This is a genomic window from Streptomyces kunmingensis (assembly GCF_039533535.1).
GTDB lineage: Bacteria > Actinomycetota > Actinomycetes > Streptomycetales > Streptomycetaceae > Streptomyces > Streptomyces kunmingensis.
Map to the genome: position 1 here is coordinate 26,779 of NZ_BAAATS010000009.1, position 24,709 is coordinate 51,487.

Consider the following 24,709-nt stretch of genomic DNA (forward strand, 5'->3'; position numbering starts at 1 on the left):
TGTCATTCATCCACGCGGGGAGGCATGGATGGGCAGGAGCCGCAGAACACTTCCGGAGGAGCTTCTGCTGCTGGCGCTGGACCCGACCACGGGTACCACCGCACAGCCGCAGTCGCTCGACCTAGGTCTGGCCGGAGCACAGCTAGTAGAGCTGGCGCTGGCCGGACGGATAGCCCCAGACGGGGATCGTATCGCCGTGGTGGCACCACGGCCGACCGGAGATCCGACTCTGGACTGCGCGTTGGAGTTGCTGCGAAGGCGCGGCGCTCCTGTGCGGGCGGTCCACTGGATTGGCGGGCCGCGTCTCGGGCTGCGCCAGACCTACCTCTCGCACCTGGAGCGGTGCGGCATGGTGCATGCCGTGGCCGGCCAGATGTGCGGGGTACTGCCGACGACTCGCTATCAGGCGACGGACACGGCGATCAGCCGGGAGATCAGGTCCCGGCTGGATTCAGCGATCCGTACCGGCGTCCCGCCGGACCCACGGACCGCGGCGCTCGCCGCGCTGGCCCATGCGGTCGGACTCGGCAAGCACCTGTACCCGGGCAACGAGGGACGCTCGTCCCGCTCGCGGCTACGGGACCTGATCAGGCACGACCCGATGGGCGGCCTCGTGGCGCACGCCGTGATGGACGTCCAGAACGGTGTGGCCGCTCAGCCACGCCGCTCGCCCGCCGCCCCGGCGGGCCGGGGAGCACCGGAGCCCGCCAGGGGGGTTCCGATGCAGCCGCGTCACGGTCCGATGGCTCGCGCCGTGGCCCACTAGGCGAACGGCAGGACAGGCACACACAGCACCACAATCACGACCAAGCACGACCAAGCACCACCTCGCATCACACGCACCACCTCGCATCACACGCACCACCTCGCTTGACCCGCACCACCTCGCATCACCTCGCTTCACTCGCAATAGCGCCGCGCCGCAGTCCCCAAGACCCGGTCCGGGAGCCGCTGTACCGCGCGGGGCGATGAGTTGGACGTCCGCGGAACGAATCGGGCGTCCGGCCATCGCCCCGCGCGGTCGCGTTTGCGCTGGACATCCCGTACACACATCCGCTCTTTCCCGGTGTTTCCCAGCGCCGGGAGCCCCCGAGTGGCAATCTGCTGAGCAGCAGATACGGAACGTAGAAATACGCAACGTACAAAAAGATGCACGCAGCCGGAGGTGCACGTCCCGTGGCGTCCAACGTCAATCCCACCGTCAGGCGACGCCGGTTGGGCCAGGAGCTGCGCAGGCTCCGCGAGCTCAAGGGCATGACCGCCGAGGAGGTCGCCGAGCGCCTGCTGGTCTCGCAGTCGAAGATCAGCCGCCTGGAGAACGGGCGGCGAAGCATCAGCCAGCGCGACGTACGCGACCTGTGCGGGGTGTACGAGGTCGAGGACCACCGGATCGTGGACTCGCTCATGCAAATGGCCAAGGACTCGCGCCAGCAGGGCTGGTGGCACTCCTTCGGCGACATCCCGTACAGCGTCTACATCGGTCTGGAGACCGACGCCGCGAGCCTGCGCGTCTACGACCCCCAGGTCGTGCCCGGCCTGCTGCAGACCCGCGGTTACGCGGAGGCGCTCATCAACGGCGCGCTGCCGGAGACGACCCCGCAGGACATCGAGAAGCGCGTACAGGTCCGCATGCGCCGTCAGGAGCGCATCCAGGCGCCCGACAATCCGCTGCGTCTGTGGACCGTGCTCGACGAGGCGGCGCTGCGCCGGGGCGTCGGCGGCAAGAACATCATGCGGGAGCAGCTGGAGCACCTGGTCGAGCAGTCGCAGCTGCCGCACGTGACGGTGCAGGTGATCCCGTTCGAGATGGGCGCGCACCCCGGGCTCAACGGCCAGTACGCGATTCTGGAGTTCCCCGACGCGGCGGATTCCAGCGTGGTCTACATCGAGGGCGTCACCAGTGACCTGTACCTGGAGAAAGCCAACGATGTCCAGAAGTACAGCGTCATGTACGAGCACTTGCGGGCACAGGCGCTGAATGTGGAGCAATCACGGCAGTTCATCTCGGAGATCGCCAAGGAGTACGCGCGCTGACCCGCCTGCCCCCACGTCAGCGGGCGCCGCGCGCCGGCGCGGTCCGCGACGATATCCGGAAGGCTTGATTCCACTCCGTTTCCCGCGGATTTCATGCCTCCGAGGCAAAGGCGACGCACGGTACACCTTCGCCTCGGGGGAATGGAAGACTCACATGGAATATGCCATCCGGTCGGGTGAATGCCCGCTTCACGCACCCAAGTTGGCGAGTAGCGTCGATCACGCCATCAGGACATCATCGTTGGCGAGAACCGCCCTGGACCTCCAGGCGGGGATGCAATTCGACCACTGGCTAAACCGGAGCAAACATGGCAATTCAGCAGGGCGCCACGGAATCCTGGATCAAGTCCTCGTATTCCACGGGGAACGGCGCGTGTGTGGAGGTCAAGTCTCCCGAGCTGCACGCGATCGCGGTGCGCGACTCGAAGGTCACTCAGGGCCCTTCGATCGGCTTCGGCCCCGAGACGTGGAATGCGTTCGTGCACGAGGTGAGCACGGGTTCGTTCTAGAACGAAGAACGGCACAACAGCGACATATGCACAAAAGCACCACATCACCACATCACCACCGGCAAGATCAGAACCACCAGCACCACCAGCGTAATCAGCACAACCAGCGTCATCAGCACCACCGTGGGAGCCCTCTCGACTGGCCCGCCGTCCCGGCCGAGGGGGCTCGGCATTTTTGCGTCAACGCTTGCGTCACCGCCTCCCCTCACCGCAATCGATCGACGTACCGATCGGTCCCCGGCACGGTCGGAACGAACGGCGCCACGAGCTCCACCCGGGCCCCGAGCCCCGCCCCCGCCACCTGCTCCCCGAGCCCCGCGAACCGTTCCTCCCAGCACGCGCGCGGATCAGCCTCCAGGAACCACAGCAGGGTCAGCCGGGTGCCGACGCCCTCCACCTGCTTCACGTAGGTCATCCGGTCCCCCGGGAGCGGTGTGGGCCGGAAGAGCGTGACCATGGCGGCCGGCGACCCGGCGAGCGCCTTCGGCAGATGCCGCGACCGCAGCCACTCCACCAGTGCGGCCGACTGCTCGGCGCGTTCCACGTCGATGACCTCCAGGACCAGACCCGCGTAGGGATGGTCGAGGGCGTGATGGTCGCGCGGCCCGGCGGCGCCGTCCCGGTAGACGGTCGCCACATGGTCCTGGAAGGCCGTGAAGACGTGGGTGCGGTCCTGGTAGACGCGACCGTCGCGGTTCAGGCGCCTATTGATGCCGACGGTCCACTTCATGTGGTCGTCGTAGCGTCCTTCGGTGATCCAGTACGTGGAGAGGTAGCACCCCGCCGTGACCGGTTCGGCGACCGCCGACTTCTCGGGGTAGCGCAGAAGCTGAAGGTCCCTGGTCGCGACCCAGCGCCGCCCCGCGTACATCCAGGGCATGGCCATCGCGCCGGCGTAGTAGTGATCGTCCTCGTACCAGCGGTTGTACGCGTACTCGTGCCCGGCGTGCGGTTCCACCATGGTGATCAGGGCGTGCCCCGGCCGCACCCCGTACGGCCCGAGGGCGGCCAGCTCCGCGTAGGTCTCGCTACGTGTGTCAGAACCTGCATCGTCCATTGCCACTCCCTCCTCGAACCACCTTCCAAACTCCTCGCGCGCCCCATACTCTGACGCTCCGTCAGAAATAAGGCCAGACTCGGGAGGCCCCCAATGGGGAACGGTGAGCTGCTCGCCGGAAGGACCGTGATCGTCTCGGGGGTCGGCGCCGGGCTCGGCCATCAGGCCGCGGCGGCCGTGGTGCGCGACGGCGGCAACGCGGTACTGGGGGCGCGCACCCGGTCGCAACTGGCGAAGTCGGCGGCGGACCTGGATCCGTCCGGCACCCGCACCGCGTACCGGTCGACCGACATCGGCGACGAGGGTCAGTGCGAGGCCCTGGTGGCACTGGCGCGGGAACGGTTCGGCGGGGTGGACGCGGTGGTCCATGTCGCGGCCTGGGACAGCTACTTCGGGGGCCTGGAGGATGCCGACTTCGCGACCTGGAGCAAGGTCATCGACGTCAATCTGCTCGGTACGCTGCGCATGACGCGGGCCTGCCTGCCCGCCCTCAAGGAGCGCGGCGGCTCGGTCGTCATCATCGGGACGCAGTCGGCGGTGGCCGCCCCGTCACAGGTGCGGCAGGCGGCGTACGCGGCGTCGAAGGGCGCGCTGACGAGCGCGATGTACTCACTGGCGCGCGAACTCGGCCCGCACCGGATCAGGGTCAACACGGTGCTGCCGGGCTGGATGTGGGGCCCGCCGGTGCAGGCGTACGTCCAGTTCACGGCGCACGCCGAGGGCGTGCCGGAGGACGAGGTCCTGGGCCGGCTCACCGAGCGGATGGCGCTGCCGGAGCTGGCCACCGACGGCGATGTGGCAGACGCGGCGATTTTCCTCGCATCGCCCCGCTCCCGAGCCATCACAGGCCAACAACTACTGGTGAATGCAGGCGAGTTGATGCGCTGACGCATCCCCGATGCCGGCCGAGGCCGTAAACGGTACCGGCCGAGGCCGTGAACGGCACGGCACCCCTCCTCACTCCCTCCCTCTCCCCTCACGCGACCGCACGGGACCCGCATCCCGTGCGGTCGTTCGCGTATGTACGGCTACTGGGGCTACTGCGGCTACTGACGAAGTGCCCGCTCATGGTGTGGCCGGGGTCACGTGCACGACAACTCCCCGCCTGGTAACGAAAATGCAAAATCGTTCTACTTGCTGATCCCGGTTCACATCCATGACCCCCGAAACCCTTGACCGACCGACCGAACAGGCGGTTCAATCCCGGAAGTCCCCGCTCCCGCACGGGGGCGCCCGCTGATACGGACGTACTGACGAAGAGCCGCAACGTTCACAAGGCGGACCCCTGGAGGGGGCACATGAACAGTCTCGACTGGGCCGTGCTCATCGGCTACTTCGGCATCATGGTCGCGATCGGCGTCTGGTCCCACAAACGCGTGGACAACGTCTCCGACTTCTTCACGGCCGGCGGAAAGATGCCCTGGTGGCTGTCCGGCATCTCGCACCACATGTCGGGCTACAGCGCGGTGATGTTCACCGGCTACGCCGGCATCGCGTACACGTACGGCGTGACGTCCTTCGTCACCTGGTCGTTCCCGATCGCGCTCGGCATCGCCATCGGCGCGAAGCTGTTCGCACCGCGGATCAACCGGCTGCGCTCACGACTCCACGTGGCGTCGCCGCTCGAATATCTCAAGAACCGCTACAACCTGGGTACGCAGCAGGCGCTCGCCTGGTCGGGCATGCTGCTGAAGATCGTGGACGTGGCTGCCAAATGGGCCGCCATCGCCACTCTTCTCTCCGTCTTCACCGGCGTCTCCATCAACCAGGGCATCCTGATCACCGGCGTCATCACGGCGATCTACTGCACCATCGGCGGGCTGTGGGCCGACGCGCTGACCGAACTGGGCCAGTTCGTCATCCAGCTCATCGCGGGTGTGGCGATGTTCGTGGCCGTGGTCTCCAAGCTGGGCCCGTTCGGCGGCATCTTCGGCGTCTGGGACGAACCGGAACTGGCAGGCCACGGAAAACCGCTGGTCGGCCCCTACGGCACGGTCTTCCTCCTGGCCTTCCTCTTCATCAAGCTCTTCGAGTACAACGGCGGCATGCTCAACCAGGCCCAGCGCTACATGGCCACGGGCAGCCCCCGCGAGGCCACGCGCTCGGCCCGCCTCTCGGCCATCCTGTGGCTGGTGTGGCCAGTGGTCCTCTTCTTCCCCATGTGGGTGTCGCCGCTCCTGGTGAAGGCACAGAAGCCGGACGGCTCGGACTCGTACGGCCTGATGACGGAACAGCTCCTCCCGCACGGCCTCCTCGGCCTGGTCATCGTCGGGTTCTTCTCGCACACGATGGCCATGTGCTCCTCCGACGCGAACGCGATCGCGGCGGTCTTCACGCGAGACGTGGCCCCCGCGATCTCGAAGAAGGCAAAGGAACAGTGGACCGGCAACAAGGGCCTGCTGGCAGCGCGCCTGACAACGGTGATCTTCCTCGGCCTCTCGATGGCGGTGGCCACACAGGTCAACTCGCCGACGTTCAAGGACATCATCACGGTCGTCATCAAGTGGGTGGCGGGTCTCATGGGCCCGATCGCGATCCCGATGATGCTGGGTCTGCTGCGCACCTTCCGCAAGTCCGGCCCGACCGCGGCGCTCACCAGCTGGGCGATGGGTCTACTGGCCTTCTGGCTGGTCAACTACCCGATCAGCTGGAACGTAGAGGGCGGCGTACCGCTCCAGTACCAGGTCTCGATCCCGCTGGCCGTCTCGCTCGTCCTCTACATCGTCATCGGCTTCGTCAAGCCGGAGGACACGCCTGAGCGGGATGCGCTGATCGAGCGCCTGAACACGGACGACGACGGTCCCGGCGAGGCCGGCGCGGCGGCGATCCCGTCCCCGGCGGCGGCCCAGGACGACGTACCGCTCCGCTAGGTGTACCCGTCTTCCGCCCCGGGCCCCCTCTTTAAGGGCGCCCGGGGCGGAGGCGTCTCTGCGGCATTTCGCCCGCGGCCCTGTTGTCATGTCGCGCCCGGCGCTTGGGTGCCGCCTTGCCCACCCTGCCGCCCCAGGCGGCAGATTGCCCAAGGCGGGGTGGGATGCCCAAGGCGGGGTGGATTGCCCAAGGCGGGGTGGGTTGCCCAAGGCGGGGTGGGTTGCCCAAGGCGGGGTGGGTTGCCCAAGGCGGGGGTGGGATGCCCAAGGCGGGGTTGATTGCCCAAGGCGGGGTGGGATTGCGTCGGCGGCAGACTGCTCGAGGCGGGGTCGGCTTCGGGAAGGCGAATCCGGTGGTCAGTCGGCGACGAGACGTACGGGTGGGGACGGGTTGGTGTGCCCCCGCAGGACTCCGCAGGCACGCAATCCCGGCCCACTCGCCTATGGCGGACAACAGGGGTGGAGACCGAACCGGCCGAGGAGGTACACCAACCCGGCCCCACCCAACCCACGTCCCGGCGCCCGCCCCCGGACCGCTCAAGCCCGCGGATACCGAGCCAGCCACCCCGGCGAAGAAACCCCCGGCCCATGCAGCGCAGCCCCCTGCGTCATCTCCATGGCGAAATCATCCGCGAGCTCCAGAATCGTCGCCCGCCCCTCAAGCTCCGCAACCCAGGCCGGCGGCAACGCCGTCTCGCCGTGCAGGGCCCCGAGCAACCCCCCGCACAACGCCCCGACATCGGCCGAGGGCCCGTCATGGTGCACGGCGAGCCCCAGCCCGTGCCGTATGTCCTCGCCGACCAGCGAGCAGTACACGGCGGCAGCAAGCGCCCCGACCGCACCCCCGTCCCCCACCAACTCCCCGACCCGCGCAGCACTGGGCATCCCCCGCCGCACAGCCCCCACCGCATGCTTGAGCGCGTCCACGACCGGCGGATGCCCGGGCCGGGCCGCGAGCAGTACGAGGGTGCGCTGCACGGCGGCGTCGAGCGAGTCCCCGCGGGCCAGGGCATGCACGATCACGGCGTACGCACCAGCGGCAAGGTAGGCCTCGGGTGCCCCGTGCGTATGGACGGCGCACTCAACGGCCAGTTGGAGCACGAGCTGCGGCTCCCACCCCACAAGAAGCCCGAACGGCGCGGACCGCGTCACGGCCTCGGGCCCCACGGCATCAGGGTTCTTGGGCTTGTCGAGGGTGCCCATGACGTCGTTGCCCAGCCCGAGCAGACAGGCCTGGGAGGCTCCGCGCCGCGAGTACAGCCACTCCTCGCGCGCCAGCCACCCGTCTTCCTTGCGGCGCTCGTCGGGCCCCCAGTCGCGCTGGGTGGCGGCCCACCGCAGATAGGCCCGGTGGACATCGGTGGGCGGGTGCCAGGCCCCCGTATCACGGCGGACCTGCGCGCGGATGAGCCCGTCGACGGTGAACAGGGCGAGCTGCGTGGCAGCGGTCACCGCCCCCACCCGGCCGTACACGGCCACGAACTGGGTGAGCCCGGCGGCACCGTGCGCGTCCCGGATGCCCTCGAGGGTGAGTCCGGCGAGCGGGGCCCCGAAGGTGTCGCCCAGCGCGGCACCGAGCAGCGTGCCGCGTACCCGGCTGCGGAAGTCCTGCTGCTCGACGCGGCCCCAGACGGCCGCGGCGGCGACCGGTGCGCCCATGGGATCCCCTCCTCCGGGCAGCACTGTAATCGACCGAGCGCGACCGGATACGTTCGCTTGCGCGACTGATGCGACAGCACCTGGTATGCGCGGAGACGCCCTTGAAGTCGCTTCAGCCTAAATTTGCCCACTTCGCGAAGGCGTACGCGCTGGGCCGCGCCGTGAGGCGGGCGTACCACCACGGGTACGCCCACCCCTCAGCTCATACCTAGCAGAGGCAGGGCTCGGTGCCGAAGCCGAGACCGCGGATCTCGGAATCGTCCAGCGCGCCGGAGAAGGCGTGCACCTCGTCGACAGCACCGCGCAGGTACTCGCCCCAGGCACCGTCGACATGCCCGCGTCCCACCTGCAGCCCGCCGCCGCTGTGCCACGGGCCGTGGAAGGACGCGATCGCCGCCGGGTTCGTGTAGCCGTCCACGTAGAGCTTGATCTGGTCCGTCGCATCGTCGTACACGACCGCCAGCCGTTGGCCCGGACCCTGACCGCCGCCGCCGCCGGCCTGCTGCTTGACGACGGTCTCCGCCGCCCCGGTCGCATCGGCGCCGGTCATCACCAACTCCCAGGTGTGGGTCGTGGGGACGTAGCGCACTTTGAACGCGTCCACGTTCTGGCCGCCCTGCGAAAGGACCGTCATCGGGCGATCGGGGTCAAGATCGGCGAGGCGGACCTTGACACCGATGGTGAAACTGTCATTTGTGTCCACGACGGGCTGAGACGTGGAGGCGTGCCCGGCGGCCCCGTCCAGGGCGAGATGCCCGTCGCCCACGAGCGCGTACTCGGTGTTCGGGCAGTCCGGGTCCAACGAGCATTCGAAGTCCGGGGAATGATGGATCGTCGCACCGTCGGACAGCATCAACGGCGTGCCTCCGTGCAGTTCCGGGCTCGTGCCGTCCTCGGCGTTCTCCAGCGACCAGTGGCCTTGCAACCGGGGCTTGCGACTGCCCAGTTGGGCGGCCTCGTCCGGAACGACCACCCGGTCGTAGACCCGCAGGTCGCCCACGTCACCGTCCCAGTGATCGCGGTATCCCGTGGCATCGCGGGCCCGTCCGACCTGAAAGGCGCCCGGGGCCTCGACCGGTGTCGCCTCCTGCGGTGTACCGACCGCGTGACCGTTCACGTACAGCGTGGCGAGTCCGGTCTCGGTGTCGTAGACGCCCAGGACGTGGGCCCATTCGCCGCTTTCGGGAGTACCGCCGGAGACCTGCGCTTCGCCGACGCGGAAGGACCACACCGGCGCGGAGTCACCGCCCGGCCGCAGCCCCAGGGTGAAGCCGGGAGCCCCGTCGGCGTCCTGGCCGGCGACGGTCCGGGCGGCGTCCGTGCGGGCCGGGCGCACCCAGCCGCCCACGGCGAAGGTGTGCCGCGTATCGAGGACCGCCCTGTCCGGAGTCAGGTATCCCTGCTCCGTCCCGTCCAGGCGCGCGGTGGTGGTCAGCGGGGTGCCGTCCGGTGCGGTGGCGCCGAAGGCGACTCCGGTGCCGGCGCGGGCGGCGGGCCCTGCGACGGCCGTGGCCGACTGCGTGCCGGCGGGGTCGGCGAGGTTCCAGCGGGCGGTGGGGGCGCGGCCGTCGTCGACGAGGAAGGAGTACGTCGTCTCATTGCTGGCCCGGTGGGCCCGGTCGACAGCCTGAACGGTCAGACTTCCCCTACCCGACTGGGTGGGCAGGTACCGGATGGTCGCGGGCCCCCCGGGCTCCTCCGGCCGCGCGGTCTTGTAACCACCGTCGAGCCAGTAGCGGTACGAGACGACATCCTCGCTCGGCGAGTCCATGGTGAAGGTGCCGTAGTTCCCGACTCCGTCGGCCCACCGATCGTCGTCGGGGTACTCCGGCGAGGAGACGACAGGCTTCTCCGGGCTCACATCGTCGTAGACGAACTCACAGACGGAACCGCCGTCCTCCGAGCTCCACGCCGAGGCCACGGTTCCGTCGTTCGCCCGTACCCGCCAGGACACGACGGTGTTCGGCGGCAGGTCGTCGGGCAGCTGCCAACGCTGCGTCGTACCCGACGATGTCAGGCGCGATGTGTATGTCCGGCGTTGCTCCGAACCGTCGGCGCCTGTCCACCACGCTTCGAACTCGCCCTGTACGAAGTTGGTCTCGTAGGGCTGATTGTCTTCTTCGGGGTCGTAGAGCACGGCGGTCAGCCGCGGCGACTCCGAAACATACGGCCGGTCCTCCCCCGCGGCACACCGCTCACCCCCCGAGGCCAGATCCTGGACGAGCGGCCGCAGCGGCGGCAGGTTGTCCACCGCCAGGGCCGCGGACGGCGCCGAGGCGACCGTCACCGCCGCCACCCCCACCACGGCCACCCGTCTGAGTCTGCTCCAAGTCCTGTCACTGCGTATCAAGTTGAGCCCTCCCCTGTCGTTCCGCTCCACAAGCGAACCGCAGGAGGCTAACAACAGGCACTGACAGAACGGCGGGCTCAGTCCCCCAACACCGGCAACAGCTCCGGCAGATGCCCGTCAGAGGCGGCAGCGGCCCGGACCCGCTCCTCCGGGACGGCCCCGTAAAGCGTCGTCCGGGGCTTGGCCGGGCGGCCCGCCGCATCCGCTACCGCCACCAGGTCCTTGACCGACTTGTACGAGCCGTAGGACGAGCCCGCCATCCGGGAGATGGTCTCTTCCATGAGGGTGCCGCCGAGGTCGTTGGCGCCGGAGCGGAGCATCTCGGCCGCGCCCTCGGTCCCCAGCTTGACCCAGCTGGTCTGGATGTTGGGGATGTACGGGTGCAGGAGGATCCGGGCCATCGCCGTGACGGCCCGGTTGTCGCGGGTCGTCGGGCCGGGCCGGGCGATGCCCGCGAGGTACACGGGCGCGTTGGTGTGGATGAACGGCAGGGTCACGAACTCGGTGAAACCGCCGGTCTCCTGCTGGATGCCGGCGAGGGTGCGCAGGTGGCCGAGCCAGTGGCGGGGCTGGTCCACATGCCCGTACATCATCGTCGAGGACGAACGGATGCCGAGCTCGTGGGCGGTCTTGATGACCTCGATCCACGTCGCGGTGGGCAGCTTGCCCTTCGTCAGGATCCAGCGGACCTCGTCGTCGAGGATCTCGGCGGCCGTGCCGGGGATCGAGTCGAGGCCGGCTTCCTTGGCCGCGGTCAGCCACTCGCGGATGGACATGCCGGTACGCGTCGCGCCGTTCACGACCTCCATCGGGGAGAAGGCGTGGACGTGCATGCCGGGGACGCGTTCCTTCACGGCGCGCGCGATGTCGAAGTAGGCGGTGCCGGGCAGGTCGGGGTGGATGCCGCCCTGCATGCAGACCTCGACGGCGCCGACGTCCCACGCCTGGGCGGCCCGGTCGGCGACCTGCTCCAGGGAGAGGGTGTACGCGTCGGCGTCGGTGCGGCGCTGGGCGAAGGCGCAGAAGCGGCAGCCGGTGTAGCAGACGTTGGTGAAGTTGATGTTGCGGGTGACGATGTAGGTGACGTCGTCGCCGTTGACCGTCTTGCGGATGTCGTCGGCGATCCGGCACAGGGCGTCGAGCGCGGGCCCGTCGGCGTGCAGTAGCGCGAGGGCCTGCTCGTCGGTGAGCCGGGTCGGGTCGTCGGCGGCCACGGCCAGGGCTTCCCGTACGTCGCCGTCGATCCGCGAGGGGATCATGCCGGGCGCAGCTTGCTCGCGCAGGGCGTCCCAGTCGCCGTAGACGACGTCGAAGTCGTCGCGCCGGTCGCTGGTGCGGCCTTCGGTGTCGATGGTGTGGTGCAGGTCGGTGCGGCCGGACGCGGCGACGTACCCCTCGTCGGGTTCCTGCCAGGGCCGGCCGACGACGGGTGCGTCCGCGACGGCGAGGCCGGTCTCGGGGTCGGCCAGGGCGCGGACGTGTGGGAGCAGCCGCGGGTCCAGCCACGGCTCGCCGCGTGTGACGAACTCCGGGTAGACGCAGAGCCGTTCCCGCAGTTCGAACCCGGTGTCGGCCGACTGCCGCGCCAGCTCTTCCAGCTGCGGCCACGGCTTCTCGGGGTTGACGTGGTCGATGGTCACCGGGGAGACGCCACCCCAGTCGTCGATCCCGGCGCCGATGAGACGGGCGTACTCGCCGTCGACGAGGTTCGGCGGGGCCTGGAGGTTCCCCGACGGGCCCATGATGTGCCGGGCGACGGCGACCGTGGCGACCAGGTCGTCGAGGTCCGCGTCGGGCATGCCGCGCATCGCCGTGTCCGGCTTGGCGCGGAAGTTCTGGATGATCAGTTCCTGGATGCCGTGGTAGGAGCGGGCGACGCGGCGCAGCGCGAACAGCGACTCGGCGCGCTCCTCGTACGTCTCGCCGATGCCGATGAGCAGCCCGCTGGTGAAGGGCACCGACGACCGTCCGGCGTCCTCCAGGACCCGCAGCCGTACGGCGGGCTCCTTGTCGGGTGAACCGTAGTGCGGCATCCCCGGCTCGGACCACAGCCGCTCGGCGGTCGTCTCCAGCATCATGCCCATGGAGGGGGCGACGGGCTTGAGGCGCTGGAAGTCCGTCCAGGACATGACGCCCGGGTTGAGGTGCGGCAGCAGCCCCGTCTCTTCCAGGATCCGGATCGATATGGCCCGCACGTAGGCGATCGTGTCGTCGTACCCGTGCGCGTCGAGCCATTCGCGGGCCTCGGGCCAGCGGTCCTCCGGCTTGTCGCCGAGGGTGATCAGGGCTTCCTTGCAGCCGAGTTCGGCGCCCTTGCGGGCGATGTCGAGGACCTCGTCCTGCGACATGAACATCCCGTGCCCGGCGCGCCGCAGCTTGCCGGGGACGGTCACGAACGTGCAGTAGTGGCACTTGTCACGGCAGAGCCGGGTCAGCGGGATGAAGACGCTCTTGGAGTACGTGATGACGCCGGGCCGGCCCGCTGCCTCCAGGCCCGCGTCGCGCACCCGGGCGGCGGAGGCGGTGAGCCCGGCCAGGTCGTCGCCGCGCGCCTGGAGGAGGACGGCGGCCTCGGTGACGTCGAGGGCGACACCGTTGGCGGCCCGTTTGAGCGCGCGGCGCATCGCGTTGGCGGTGGGTGGGCCTGCCTGCGTCTGGGCCGTGGGTACGGCGTCCGGATCACTCATGAAGCGAGCATACGAGTGCATGTGTCTCATACGTACTGGCGGAAGGCCTCCCCGCACTGGGCGACGCCGTCCCCGTACTAGTGGGAGCCGTCCCCGCACTGGGCGACGCCGCCCCTGTACTAGTGGGAGCCGCCCCCGTACTGGTGGGAGCCGCTCACATACTGCTGAAACCCGTCGAGGGCCTTGAGGACGGTCGTCTCGTCGCCGGGCGGCAGTTGCAGCACGACCTCCTCGACGCCCTGCCCGGCGTAGTGCGCGAGCTTCCCGGGCGTGGGCACGACCGCGTACGGGACGATCCGCAGGGCCCCGGGGTCGCGGCCCGCCGCCTCCCAGGCGGCGCGCAGTCCGGGCAGGGTCCGGCTGAGGCCGCCGCCTCCGATGGGCATCCAGCCGTCGGCGTAGGCGCAGATGTGCTCGAAGAGTTTCGGTCCGGCGGCGCCGCCGACGAGGATGCGGGGTGCGCCGCCCCGCACCGGCTTGGGAAAGGCGTGGCTGGCACGTACGGACTGCCCGGGGCCACCGCCCTCGTACGCGGTCGGCTCGTCGGCCCACAGGGCGCGCATGAGCCCGATCCGTTCCCGGGTCAGCTCTCGTCGCGTGCCCCAGTCGACGCCGTGGTCGGCGGCTTCCTCCTTGTTCCAGCCGAAGCCGACGCCGAGGGTGAAGCGGCCTCCGGAGAGGTGGTCGAGGGTGGCGATCTGTTTGGCGAGGGCGATCGGGTCGTGCTCGGCGACGAGGGTGACGCCGGTTCCGAGGCCGAGGCGCCGGGTCACGGCGGCGGCCTGCCCGAGCGCCACGAACGGGTCGAGGGTCCGGGTGTATTCGCGGGGCAGGTCGCCGCCGTTGGGATACGGGGTGGTGCGTTCGGCCGGGATGTGGGTGTGTTCGGGGAGGTAGAGGCCGGTGAAGCCGCGCTGTTCGAGTTCGCGGGCGAGGCGTACGGGGGTGATGGTCTCGTCGGTCAGGAAGATCGTGGTCGAGATCCGCATGCGGCATTCGTAGCGGTGGGGGCGCGAGGAGTCCATGGGCGCCGGGCCCCGGATGTTCGGAGCGTCCGGCCCCCAGATGCTCGGAGCGGGTGGCTCGTAATCCGCCGTAATCCCGCGCTCCCCTTCCCTTGCCCCGGAGTTCACGGCTCAATGCCAGGGTCGCACCTGTCACATCCGACACCCTGGGGAGCCGCGATATGTGCACCGACGACGAACTCGGCACAAAAGAAGCCGGCCTCGGTAGACGCGCGCTGCTCGTGACCGGCGCCGCGAGCGCGCTTACGCTCGGCACCATGAGCTTCGCCAGCGCCGCCGATGGCTCGCCCGACGGCTCGTCCGAGGGCTCGACCGAGGGCTTGCCGGACGGTTCGCAGTCCACCAAGTCGCTCAAGGGCACGCTGCCGCCGGGCGCGCCCGATTTCGTGTATCTGCCGGTGGAGGTACCGCGCGGGGTACGGGAGATCAAGGTCTCCTACACGTACACGAAGGCGACGGTCCCGGCCGGCACGCAGAACAACGCGCTCGACATCGGCATCTTCGACGAGCGCGGCACGGCGCTCGGCGGCAGGGGTTTCCGTGGGTGGTCGGGCGGCGCGCGCACGGAGTTCTTCATCCGGGTCGACGACGCGACGCCCGGCTACATCCCGGGTCCGGTGCGCGCCGGTACGTGGCACATCGCGCTGGGCCCGTACACGGTGGCGCCGGAGGGCCTGCCGTACGAGGTGACGGTGACGCTCACGTACGGGGAGCCCGGGAAGGCGCCGGCCCGCACGTATCCGCCGGAGCGGGCGCGCGGCCGGGGCCGTGCCTGGTACCGGGGTGACTGCCATGTCCATTCCTGGTACTCGGACGGCCGCCGTACCCCGGCCGAGATCGGCGCGCTGGCCCGGGCGGCCGGCCTGGACTTCATCAACTCGTCCGACCACAACACGCACTCCTCGCACGCGCACTGGGCGGACGTGGCGGGCGACGATCTGCTGGTGATGCTCGGCGAGGAGGTCACGACGCGCAACGGTCACGTCCTGGCCCTCGGCACCGAGCCGGAAACCTTCATCGACTGGCGTTACCGGGCGCGGGACAACCGCTGGGCGAAGTACGCGCAGGAGATCCGCCGGGCGGGCGGCCTCGTCGTCCCGGCGCATCCGCACGCGACGTGCATCGGCTGCGGCTGGAAGTTCGGCTTCGGCGAGGCGGACGCGGTGGAGGTGTGGAACGGCCCCTACACCCCGGACGACGAGATCTCTCTCGGCGACTGGGACAACACACTCGTCGCCTACGCCCGTTCGGGTCGGCGTTCGGGCTGGATCCCGGCGATGGGCAACAGCGACTCGCACCGCGACCCGGACCGTATCGGCGGCCCCCAGACGGTGGTGCTGGCCGACGCCCTGACCCGGGACGCCATCCAGGCGGGCATCAAGGCGGGCCGCTCCTACGTCGCCGAGTCCAAGGACGTCGAGCTCACCTTCACGGCAACCGGCGGCAAGGCGGCCCGGGCGGGCATCGGCGAACGCCTCCCGGTCTCCTCCGACACCCCGGTCACGCTCCGCCTGGACGTCAAGGGCACCCCCGGCTGCACCCTCCACCTGGTCACGGACCAGGGCACCCTCTTCACGTCCCCCGCCCTGCCCGCCTCCGGCACGGGCACGGCGACCTGGCAGACAACCCCGTCCTACGCGTCATACGTCCGAGCGGAGATCCGCCACGCCCCGTCGGTGCCGGGCCTCCCCGGAGCGCTGGCGGCGTTCACGAACCCGGTGTTTTTGGGGGCGTGACGAAACCAGCCCGGCTGAAGCGTCCCTGGTGAACGGCACCCACGAGTCCCGAGCCGTTCATCAGGGAGCACCCTCGTCACTTCAAGGGGCACGTCAGTCATGCGCCGCTCCCCTCTGGCCGGCGGGGCGCGCGGCCTCCAACGCCGACATCACCTCGGTCGAGTTCCGGATCAGGACGCGATGCCGGTATGCCCGTAGGACAGCGGCCACGCCCTCCAGATCATTGATCGGCGAGACGCTTGTGGCCTCCGCGAGTTCAGCCTCGAACTTCTCACGGTCGCCAGGAAGCCCGTACCGGTCAAGCGCCGCCCGCAGATCACCGACAGTGCTGATCGCGGGTACAGGCATCGCACACCGCGCCCCATCCGCAGGCAAGGCAGGCACTACCGCACCCCGCATTCCGCCCACAGCAGCTTCCCTCCCGACGTCTCCGGGAGGGCGTAGGCCCCCCAGTCGTCCGCGTACGCCCTTACGAGAAAGAGCCCGCGGCCTTCCTCGGCGGTCAGGTCCGCGCTGGGCACGCAGGTGCCGAATCCTGGCGGGATCTTGGGTTCCCCGTCCCACACGGCCACCCGCACGCGGTGCGCGTCCACGGCACCCGGCCCGATCCGCAGCGCGTACGGGCCCGTCGTGTGCCGGTGGGCGTTGGTGAGCAGCTCCGACGCCAACAGCTCGACATCGTCGGCCAGTTCGGCCCGTCCGTACGCCACGAGGACCGACCTGAGCGCCGCGCGGGCGATGCCCGGGGCCCGGGGGTCGTGGGGCAGCTGGAAGGTGTACGTGCCTGGAACCGGGCCGGGTGAGGCACCCAGCGGCGATACGGTTGACATCGAAGTCTCCGTTCAGCGAGAGGAGTTGGCGATGCGGAACTTGGTGCCCAGTGACCCGGCCGCTCCGTCGAGCGGGGTGCTTCTGGACGAGGCGCCTGAGACGAAGATACCCAGGCAGGAGAAGCCCTTATCCTTTCCGGCAGAAAACCCTAATCAGCCACTCATCTGAGTGACCAAGGAGGCGCGCAGTCCGTGCGGACCAACCCAACGGGACGTCAGCAGCGCCTCGGCGCTGAACTGCGCAAACTCCGCGAACGAGCCGGCCTGACATCCACCAGGGCGAGTCAACAGCTGGGCATCAAACAGAATCAGCTCAGCAACACCGAGTCCGGGCGGATGGGTGTGAGCCCCGAGCGGGTACGGACCCTGGCCCGCCATTACGACTGCGGCGACAAGGCTCTCGTACAGGCCCTCACCGCCATGGCCGGAGAACGGACGCGCGGCTGGTGGGAGGAGTACCGCGGCATGCTCCCCGCCGGGCTACTGGACCTCGCCGAGGTCGAACACCACACCACCCGCCTGCGCACGGCCGTCACCCTGCACATCCCCGGCCTCTTCCAAACCGCGGAGTACGCCCGCGAGGTATTCCGCCAGTCCGTTCCCGATCTGCCGCCGCCGGACGTCGAGCACCGGGTCTCGTTCCGCGTGAAGCGTCAGTCGGTCCTCTACCGGGACCCGCCCACCCCGCAAGAGGTCATCATCCACGAGGCCGCCCTGCGTATGCGGTTCGGCGGCGAGCGCGTGATGAGCGCCCAACTCACCTACCTGCTGGACCTGAACGAGCGCGAACACGTCACCGTACGAGTGCTCCCGTTCGCGGCCGAGTCCCTCCCCGGGTCGGGCCATTCCTTCTTCTACTTCGAGGGCCCCGTGCCCCAGCTCGACACCGTGAACCTGGACCAGTCGCACGGCCCCGCCTTCCTCGACGCCGAAGCGCAGTTGCACAGGTACCGCGTACTGCTCGACCGCCTGGAGGCGGCATCCCTCCCACCCGACAAGTCGAAAGACTTCATCCACAACATCAGCCAAGAGCTGTAAGGAGCCGACGATGCGCACTCCGAACTGGCAGAAGTCGTCCTACTGCCCCGAAGGCAACAGCTGCGTCCACGTCTCCGGCACCGCCACCCACATCCGCATAACCGAGTCATCCGACCCCCGCGAAGCGATACTCACCGCCACCCCGGCCGCCTTCGCCTCCCTCCTCCACACGCTGAAGAAGGTCCCGACCCGCGCCGCCCCCGAAAGCACGGACGGCCCCGGTCCCCGGATCGGCATCGCCTTCGGCGCCGCCGACGCGGTGTACCTGCGCGAGACGTCCTCCCCGGACACCGTCGTGACGACCACGCGAACGAAATGGGACGCCTTCGTACGCGGCGTCCAGGCAGGCGAGTTCGACCACTTCCTCGACGCAGCCGAAAGCTGACGCTCAGCCCGGCCACACGATCGACTGCAACTCGCTGTACGCATGCAGCGCGTACGAGCCGACGTCCCGCCCCACCCCGCTCTTCTTGAAGCCTCCGAAGGGCGCCTCCATGTTGCGCCCGACGGTGTTCACGCCGACACCACCGGCCCGCAACCGCCGCGCGACGCGAAACGCGCGGGCGACGTCGCCGGACCAGACGTAGTCGATGAGCCCGTACTCGGAGTCGTTGGCGAGGCCGACAGCCTCGTCCTCGTCCCCGCCGAACGGCACGACAGCGACCACCGGCCCGAAGATCTCCTCCCGCACCACCCGCATCTCGTTCGTGCAGTCGGCGAGCAGCGTCGGCGCCACATAGAAGCCCGTCCCGAACCCCGGCCGCTCCCCGCCCGCGACGACCGTGGCGCCCTCCTTGCGCCCCAACTCCACGTACGCCTCCACGCGTTCACGGTGCGCGGCCGAGATGACGGGACCGACGACCGTCCCCTGCGCCCGCGGATCGCCGACCTTCATGAAGCCCACGTACGCGGTCAGTTTCGCCACGAACTCGTCGTACACGGAGCGGTGCACGAGGGCCCGCGTGGGCGCGGTGCAGATCTGCCCGCTGTAGAAGGCGTACGTCGTCCCGATCCCGGCGACGGCCGAGTCGAGGTCGGCGTCGCCGAAGACGATCGCGGCGCCCTTCCCGCCCAGCTCCATCAGCTGCCGTTTCATGGTCCGCCCGCACACCTCGCCGATGCGCTGCCCGACAGCCGTCGAGCCGGTGAAACTGACCATGTCGACGTCGGGCGAGTCGACGGCGGCCTCTCCGACCCCCACCTCGGCGCCGCTGACGACGTTCACGACGCCGGGCGGCGCGCCCGCCTCCTGCAGCGCGTCCGCCATCCGGTACACGGACAGCGGGTCCTGCGGCGCGGGCTTCACGACGACGGTGTTGCCCATGGCGAGGGCCGGTGCGACCTTGCCGGCCGGGTTGGCCCACGGGTTGTTGTAGGAGGTGATGCAGGTGACGACGCCGACGGGCTGCCGGACGGCCAGGGCGCCGATCACCCCCGCCCTCCCCATCGGCCCGGCCTCGTTGATCTGCGGCGGCAGCCCCTCCTCCACGGGTTCCAGGGCGCCCCGGGCGTACCGCCGGAAACGGGCGGCACCCACCGCGACCTGCATACCTCGCGCGGTCCCGCTGGTGGCCCCGGTCTCGGCCTGCGCCAGCTCGGCGTGGGAGGAGAAGTCCCGCTGGATGAGGTCGGCGGCCCGGTCGAGGATCGCGGCGCGCTCCCGGGGTGCCGTACGCGACCACCCCTCGAAGGCATCACGGGCGGCGCGAGCGGCGTCGTACACCTGCCGCCGGGACGCCTCGGGCGCGTGCCCGACGACGGCTTCGCTCGCCGGGTCGACGACGTCGTAGTGCCCGCCGTCCGGCTCGACCCACTCACCGCCGATCAGCAGTTTCCGGGCGGCGCTCACCGGGTGCTGACCGTCCGCGTGTCCTGCCCGGAGCGGAGCACCTTGCCGGGCACGGCACCGGTGACCACGTCGTGGCGCATGGCCTCGACGCCGTTGACCCACACGGCGGTGATCCCGATGGCCTTGGAGTCGAGGCGGGGGCTGTCGCCGGGCAGGTCGTGCACGAGCGTGGCCTTGCCCGCGTCGATCGTCTCCGGGTCGAAGAGCACGAGGTCGGCGTGCCAGCCCTCCCGCACCCGCCCGCGCTCCCGCAGCCCGAACAGCTGGGCGGGATCATCGGTCAGCATCTTCACGGCCGCTTCGAGGCCCATCAGCCTGCGTCCGCGCAGGCAGTCCCCGATGAACCGTGTCGTGTACGGCGCCCCGCACATCCGGTCCAGGTGCGCGCCCGCGTCGGAGCCGCCGAGCATGACGTCCTCGTGGCTCCAGGTCTCGGCGCGCAGGGCCCACGAGTCGGGGTCGTTGTCGGTCGGCATCGGCCACAGCACGGTCCGCAGCCGGTCCTCGGCGCAGATCTCGACCAGACACTCGAAGGGTTCCTGCCCCCGCTCGGCGGCGATGTCCCGCACCACACGCCCGGTCAGTCCCTCGTTCGGCCCCGAGTACGTGTCCCCGATGACGTACCGGCCGAAGTCGGTGAGCCGCCGGAAGACACCGGCCTCCTTGCTGTCGGCGCGCCGCAGCATCTCGGCGCGCACGTCCGGGTCCCGCAGCCGGCCGATCCGCTCGTCGACGGGGAGCCCCAGCACTTCTCCCCAGCCCGGGATGAGATTGAGCGCGCAGAAGGTGCCGAGCGACATGTTCATCGGCGTCAGGATCGGCATGGTCAGGGCGATGATCCGGCCGCCCGCCTTCCGTGCCCGTTCGCTCGCCCCGAGCTGCCGTGGCACGCGCTCGGGGACGGCGGCGTCGACGGTCAGCACGTTCCAGTTGAGCGGCCGCCCGGCCGCCGCGCTCATCTCGACGAACAGATCGATCTCGGCGTCGCTGAACTGGTCCAGGCACCCGGCGACGATCGCCTCGATCTGCGTCCCCTCGTGCTCCCCGACGGCCTGGCTCAGCGCGATCAGCTCGGCGGGCAGGGCGTGCCGCGACGCGACGGGCTTGCCGTCACCGTCGGAGTGCGTGGACGACTGGGTGGTGGAGAACCCCCAGGCCCCCGCGTCCATCGCTTCGTGGAAGAGGTCGAGCATGGCCCGCATCTGCTCCGGCGAAGGCTGCCCGCCGACCGCCTCCGCGCCCATCACGTACCGGCGCAGCGCGCAATGCCCCACCATGAACCCCGCGTTGACGGCGATCCGCCCGTCCAGCGCGTCGAGGTACTCCCCGAACGAGTTCCACGTCCACGGCGCCCCCTCCTCCAGAGCGACCAGCGACATCCCCTCGACCTTGGACATCATGCGCCGCGTGTAGTCGGCGTCCTCGGGCCGCGCGGGATTCAGCGGCGCGAGCGTGAACCCGCAGTTGCCGCCGGCGACCGTGGTCACCCCATGATTCAGCGACGGCGTCGCGTATGGGTCCCAGAACAACTGCGCGTCATAGTGCGTATGCGGATCAACAAACCCGGGCGCGAGCACGAGCCCCGAGGCGTCCTCAACTGCCCGGGCCTCTTCGGTGACAGCGCCGGCCTCGGCGACGACGGCGATCCGCCCGTCCCGAATCCCGACATCGGCGACGAACGCGGGCGCCCCGGTCCCGTCGACGACGGTGGCACTTTTGATGAGGTGATCAAGCACGATCGTGAACCCCTTACCTAAAGCCCGGCAAAATCAAGCACAGCAAACTCAAGCCCCTCCGCAACCCATTCCAGCCCCTCCGCAACCAGATTCAGCCCCTCCGGCGATTGAGGAGCGGGGCATGGGGCAGAGCCCCAATTCCAGCCTCTCCGGCAATTGAGGAGCGGGGCCCGGGGCAGAGCCCCGCAACCTCAGCACCAAGAACGCCCCGACCTTCCTGTCCGGGAGGAGAAAGGCCGGGGCAGCTCAGCGAATCACCCCCGGGCCCCCCGAAACCGGGAAGTCCGGTGGACCGGATCCGTATCGATCTTCGGAATCACGTGCTCCCCGATCAACCGAATAGAATTCAACGTATCCTCGTGCGAAACCCCGATAGGCAGCCCGAACGACAACTGATCGGCCCCCGCCCGATCCCACCGCTCGCACTGCCCGAGCACCTCATCCGGATCCCCACAGATCATCAGCTCCTCCGCGATGAGCAACTCGATGATCTCGGCGCTGTACTCCGGCAGAATCTCCGGCCACTCAGGAATCCCCTCGGGCCGGGGAAACGTGTCGTGATACCGGAACACCAGCGACTGGAGGTAATTGAGCCCGCCGTTCACGGCGACCTCGACGGCCTTGTCGTGCGTCTCGGCGCAGATGGCCGTGGACGTGACCATGACGTTGTCGTTGACGAAGTCACCGATCGGCTCGGCGTCCTGGATGGCGGTCTTGTACTGCTCGAGGACCCACTCCATGTCGGAGACCTTCTGGACGCTGAAGCCCAGCACCCCGAGCCCTTTCCTGGCGGCCATGGCGTACGAGGGCGGGGACCCGGCGGCGTACCACATGGCGGGATGCGATTTCCCGTACGGCTTGGGGAAGATCTTTCGCGGCGGCAGCGACCAGTGCTTGCCCTGGAACCCGACGTACTCGTCCTGGAGCCACATCTTCGGGAACTCGGCGATGGTCTCTTCCCAGATCTCCTTGGTGTAGTTCATATCGGTCACGCCCGGTATGAACCCGAGGATCTCGTGCGAGCCGGCCCCGCGCCCGCTGCCGAACTCGAACCGCCCCTCGCTGAGATGGTCGAGCATGGCGACTTTCTCGGCGACCTTGACGGGATGGTTGACCTGGGCGAGCGGATTGAAGATTCCGGACCCGAGATGGATCCGCTCGGTGGCGTGGGCGAGATACCCGAGGAAGACGTCGTTCGCCGACAGGTGCGAGTACTCCTCCAGGAAGTGGTGCTCGGACGCCCAGGCGTATTTGAAGCCGGACTTGTCCGCCTGGATGACGTACTCGGTCTCGTTCATGAGCGCGCGGTGCTCGGCGGTCGGATCCGTCAGCGCCTGCTTGCCCACATATCCCTGAACAAAAAGTCCGAATTCCAAGGAGGTTCACCGTCCTCGTCAGTTTCTGACGGTTCGTCAGATTGGCTGTGCCGACTGTCGCACCGCACCCGTGAGGCGTCAATACCTGACGCTCCGTCAGGAGACCCCCGGGGTCTCTCGGGTCAGAGAACCGAAACCCCCGCCAGCCACCCCCCGTCGATCACGAACGGCTGCCCGGTGATGTACGCCGAGTCCTCCTCGGCGGTCAGGAAGAGCGCGAGCCGCGCGACCTCCTCCGGCCTTCCGACCCGGCCGAGCGGCACGAGCTTGCGGTAGAACCCGTCGAGCGCCGCGGCGGCCTCCTCGGTGTCCGCGGCCGGGTCGAGCTGCGCCGGGTTGCTCATGGCGGTGTCGATGGCGCCGGGACAGACGGCGTTGACGCGGATCCCCTTCGCGGCCAGCTCCAGGGCGGCGACCTTCGTCAGCCCGACGATGGCGTGCTTGGTGGCGGCGTACGCGCCCACGTACGCCATCCCCGTCACGCCCGTGTACGAGGCGGTGTTGACGATCGAACCGCCCCCGGCCGCCGCGATCTCCGGCGCGACGTTCTTAATCCCGAGAAACGCCCCCACCTGGTTGACCTGCACTATCTGCTGGAACTCCTCCAGCGGGGTCGAGACCAGCTCGTTGAAGCGCAGGATGCCCGCGTTGTTGACGAGCCCGTCGATCTTCCCGAAGGCGTCCTTGGTGGCGGCCACGGCGGCGGCCCAGTCCGCCTCCTTGCTCACATCGAGACGCACATACACAGCGGCGCTCCCGATGTCCTTGACGACGCTCTCGCCCGGCTCGTCGAGCACGTCGGCGACGACGACCCGCGCCCCCTCGGACGCGAACAGCCGCGCCTCCTGCTCGCCCTGCCCGCGCGCCGCCCCCGTGATGAGGACGACACGCCCGTCGAGCTTTCCCATGGTCCGTACTCCTCAGCTCGGTTCAGCCCTATATGGGGTGCGGCAGCACGGTTCAGCCCAGTAGAGGCGCGACACCGCCCGCGAACGCCGCCATCTGATCGACGAGTTCGGCCCGCCCGCGACTGCGGAACCGCACCTGGATCTGCCGCACCCCCATGGCGGCGTACGCGCGCAGCGACTCGGCGATCGCCGCCGGGTCGCCGGAGACGGTGCGCCGCCCGACGTCCCAGGACGGCGCGCCCACGTAGAGCGGTTCGGTGATGGCGCCGACGGTGAGGGGCGCCTCGATGCCCGCCTCGGCACGCAGCCGCTTCAGCGTCGCGATCTTCGCCGGCAGCCGGTCGCGCGGATCGCCCTGCGGCAGCCATCCGTCGCCCTTGAGCGCGGCGCGCCGGACGGCCGGGGCCGACGATCCGCCGACCCACACCGGGACCCGCGCCTGGGCGGGCCGTGGCCGCTGCCCGAGCCCCTCGAAGGCGTACAACTCACCCTTGTACGTGGGGAACTCGTCGGGCCCGAGCGCGGCCTTCAGCGCGTCCACGTTTTCGTCGAGCACGGCCCCGCGGCGCTCGAAGTCCACCCCGAGCGCCTCGAACTCCTCCTGTACGTGCCCGGCCCCGACCCCGAGGATCAGCCGCCCGCCGCTCAGGTGGTCCAGGGTGGCGTACTGCTTGGCGGAGACCAGCGGATGGCGCAGCCCGACGACGGCGACGTGGCTGAGCAGCCGCACGCGTTCGGTGACGCCCGCGAGGAAGGCGAGGGTGGCGACGGGGTCGTACCAGGTCGTCGACATGGCCTCGGCGAGCCGGCGCGGGATGGCGACGTGATCGCAGCAGGCGATGTAGTCGAAGCCGCCCCGGTCGGCGGCGCGGGCGAGTTCGGCGAGGTCGCCGGGGCCCGCATCCGCCTCCCAGGGTTCGGCGTACATGGTGCTCTGGGACTGGATCGGGAGCTGTATCCCGTACGCGAGCCGCGTCATACCCGGACCCCTACCTGACGGACCGTCAATTATGGATGCCGGACATCCTGATACCTGACGTACCAT

At 69.6% G+C, this 24,709-nt stretch carries 20 protein-coding genes; 8 read left to right on the forward strand and 12 right to left on the reverse strand.

The genetic code is table 11. The features are described from left to right. Nucleotides 1-28: 28 nt before the first annotated feature. The 3 genes from ABD366_RS13430 (at nucleotide 29) to ABD366_RS13440 (ending at nucleotide 2,543) form a co-directional block, all read left to right on the forward strand. Complete coding sequence (locus ABD366_RS13430) at nucleotides 29-766, forward strand: GOLPH3/VPS74 family protein (RefSeq protein ID WP_324776941.1); 738 nt, start codon at nucleotides 29-31, stop codon at nucleotides 764-766. A 410-nt stretch (nucleotides 767-1,176) separates the two neighbouring features. Further along, nucleotides 1,177-2,034, forward strand: coding sequence for a helix-turn-helix domain-containing protein (locus ABD366_RS13435; RefSeq protein ID WP_324776943.1), 858 nt, complete (start codon nucleotides 1,177-1,179; stop codon nucleotides 2,032-2,034). A 308-nt stretch (nucleotides 2,035-2,342) separates the two neighbouring features. Continuing rightward, complete coding sequence (locus ABD366_RS13440) at nucleotides 2,343-2,543, forward strand: DUF397 domain-containing protein (RefSeq protein ID WP_324776946.1); 201 nt, start codon at nucleotides 2,343-2,345, stop codon at nucleotides 2,541-2,543. Between the two features lie 205 nt (nucleotides 2,544-2,748). Here ABD366_RS13440 and ABD366_RS13445 read toward each other — a convergent pair whose 3' ends face one another. Continuing rightward, nucleotides 2,749-3,600, reverse strand: a complete 852-nt coding sequence (locus tag ABD366_RS13445) for a hypothetical protein (RefSeq protein WP_324776948.1) — start codon at nucleotides 3,598-3,600, stop codon at nucleotides 2,749-2,751. Nucleotides 3,601-3,693: 93 nt separating this feature from the next. Between ABD366_RS13445 and ABD366_RS13450 the strand changes: the two genes are divergently transcribed. Continuing rightward, nucleotides 3,694-4,488 carry an SDR family oxidoreductase gene (locus tag ABD366_RS13450; RefSeq protein ID WP_324776950.1) on the forward strand — a complete coding sequence of 265 codons (795 nt, stop codon included), beginning with the start codon at nucleotides 3,694-3,696 and terminating at the stop codon, nucleotides 4,486-4,488. A 410-nt stretch (nucleotides 4,489-4,898) separates the two neighbouring features. Then, nucleotides 4,899-6,470, forward strand: a complete 1,572-nt coding sequence (locus tag ABD366_RS13455) for a sodium:solute symporter family protein (RefSeq protein WP_324776952.1) — start codon at nucleotides 4,899-4,901, stop codon at nucleotides 6,468-6,470. 537 nt (nucleotides 6,471-7,007) lie between these two features. Here ABD366_RS13455 and ABD366_RS13460 read toward each other — a convergent pair. From ABD366_RS13460 to ABD366_RS13475, 4 genes are all read right to left on the reverse strand, one after another. After that, nucleotides 7,008-8,129, reverse strand: a complete 1,122-nt coding sequence (locus tag ABD366_RS13460) for an ADP-ribosylglycohydrolase family protein (RefSeq protein WP_324774459.1) — start codon at nucleotides 8,127-8,129, stop codon at nucleotides 7,008-7,010. A gap of 208 nt (nucleotides 8,130-8,337) precedes the next feature. Then, entirely contained in the window at nucleotides 8,338-10,440 is a 2,103-nt protein-coding gene (locus tag ABD366_RS13465) for a LamG domain-containing protein (RefSeq protein WP_324774457.1), read from the reverse strand. Nucleotides 10,441-10,556: 116 nt separating this feature from the next. Further along, nucleotides 10,557-13,166, reverse strand: a complete 2,610-nt coding sequence (locus ABD366_RS13470; protein ID WP_324774455.1) for a bifunctional FO biosynthesis protein CofGH — start codon at nucleotides 13,164-13,166, stop codon at nucleotides 10,557-10,559. A gap of 119 nt (nucleotides 13,167-13,285) precedes the next feature. Further along, on the reverse strand, nucleotides 13,286-14,155 hold the full coding sequence (locus tag ABD366_RS13475; RefSeq protein ID WP_324774453.1) for an LLM class F420-dependent oxidoreductase: 870 nt from the start codon (nucleotides 14,153-14,155) through the stop codon (nucleotides 13,286-13,288). Nucleotides 14,156-14,352: 197 nt separating this feature from the next. Here ABD366_RS13475 and ABD366_RS13480 point away from each other — a divergent pair, with 197 nt between their 5' ends. Beyond that, nucleotides 14,353-15,927 (forward strand): CehA/McbA family metallohydrolase, encoded by a 1,575-nt coding sequence (locus tag ABD366_RS13480; RefSeq protein WP_324774451.1) that lies wholly within the window; start codon nucleotides 14,353-14,355, stop codon nucleotides 15,925-15,927. Between the two features lie 93 nt (nucleotides 15,928-16,020). Here ABD366_RS13480 and ABD366_RS13485 read toward each other — a convergent pair whose 3' ends face one another. Continuing rightward, the gene (locus ABD366_RS13485; RefSeq protein WP_324774449.1) at nucleotides 16,021-16,275 is read right to left on the reverse strand and encodes a hypothetical protein; all 255 of its coding nucleotides are present in this window, start codon (nucleotides 16,273-16,275) and stop codon (nucleotides 16,021-16,023) included. Between the two features lie 35 nt (nucleotides 16,276-16,310). Continuing rightward, a complete protein-coding gene (locus ABD366_RS13490) occupies nucleotides 16,311-16,757 on the reverse strand; it encodes an ATP-binding protein (protein ID WP_324774447.1) in 447 nt (148 codons plus the stop codon). A gap of 192 nt (nucleotides 16,758-16,949) precedes the next feature. On the opposite strand from ABD366_RS13490, the gene ABD366_RS13495 reads away from it, so the two are divergent. Both ABD366_RS13495 and ABD366_RS13500 read left to right on the forward strand, forming a co-directional pair. Beyond that, on the forward strand, nucleotides 16,950-17,795 hold the full coding sequence (locus tag ABD366_RS13495; RefSeq protein ID WP_324774445.1) for a helix-turn-helix domain-containing protein: 846 nt from the start codon (nucleotides 16,950-16,952) through the stop codon (nucleotides 17,793-17,795). A gap of 10 nt (nucleotides 17,796-17,805) precedes the next feature. Beyond that, nucleotides 17,806-18,180 carry a DUF397 domain-containing protein gene (locus tag ABD366_RS13500; protein ID WP_324774443.1) on the forward strand — a complete coding sequence of 125 codons (375 nt, stop codon included), beginning with the start codon at nucleotides 17,806-17,808 and terminating at the stop codon, nucleotides 18,178-18,180. A 3-nt stretch (nucleotides 18,181-18,183) separates the two neighbouring features. Here ABD366_RS13500 and ABD366_RS13505 read toward each other — a convergent pair whose 3' ends face one another. The 5 genes from ABD366_RS13505 to ABD366_RS13525 form a co-directional block, all read right to left on the reverse strand. Then, nucleotides 18,184-19,644, reverse strand: coding sequence for an aldehyde dehydrogenase family protein (locus tag ABD366_RS13505; protein WP_324774441.1), 1,461 nt, complete (start codon nucleotides 19,642-19,644; stop codon nucleotides 18,184-18,186). Next, on the reverse strand, nucleotides 19,641-21,380 hold the full coding sequence (locus ABD366_RS13510) for an N-acyl-D-amino-acid deacylase family protein (RefSeq protein WP_324774439.1): 1,740 nt from the start codon (nucleotides 21,378-21,380) through the stop codon (nucleotides 19,641-19,643). Before ABD366_RS13510 ends, ABD366_RS13505 begins: the two co-directional genes overlap by 4 nt. 254 nt (nucleotides 21,381-21,634) lie before the next feature. After that, complete coding sequence (locus ABD366_RS13515) at nucleotides 21,635-22,756, reverse strand: LLM class flavin-dependent oxidoreductase (RefSeq protein ID WP_324774437.1); 1,122 nt, start codon at nucleotides 22,754-22,756, stop codon at nucleotides 21,635-21,637. 122 nt (nucleotides 22,757-22,878) lie between these two features. After that, nucleotides 22,879-23,664, reverse strand: a complete 786-nt coding sequence (locus ABD366_RS13520) for an SDR family NAD(P)-dependent oxidoreductase (RefSeq protein ID WP_324774435.1) — start codon at nucleotides 23,662-23,664, stop codon at nucleotides 22,879-22,881. 52 nt (nucleotides 23,665-23,716) lie between these two features. Then, complete coding sequence (locus ABD366_RS13525) at nucleotides 23,717-24,643, reverse strand: LLM class F420-dependent oxidoreductase (RefSeq protein ID WP_324774433.1); 927 nt, start codon at nucleotides 24,641-24,643, stop codon at nucleotides 23,717-23,719. Nucleotides 24,644-24,709: the final 66 nt, after the last annotated feature.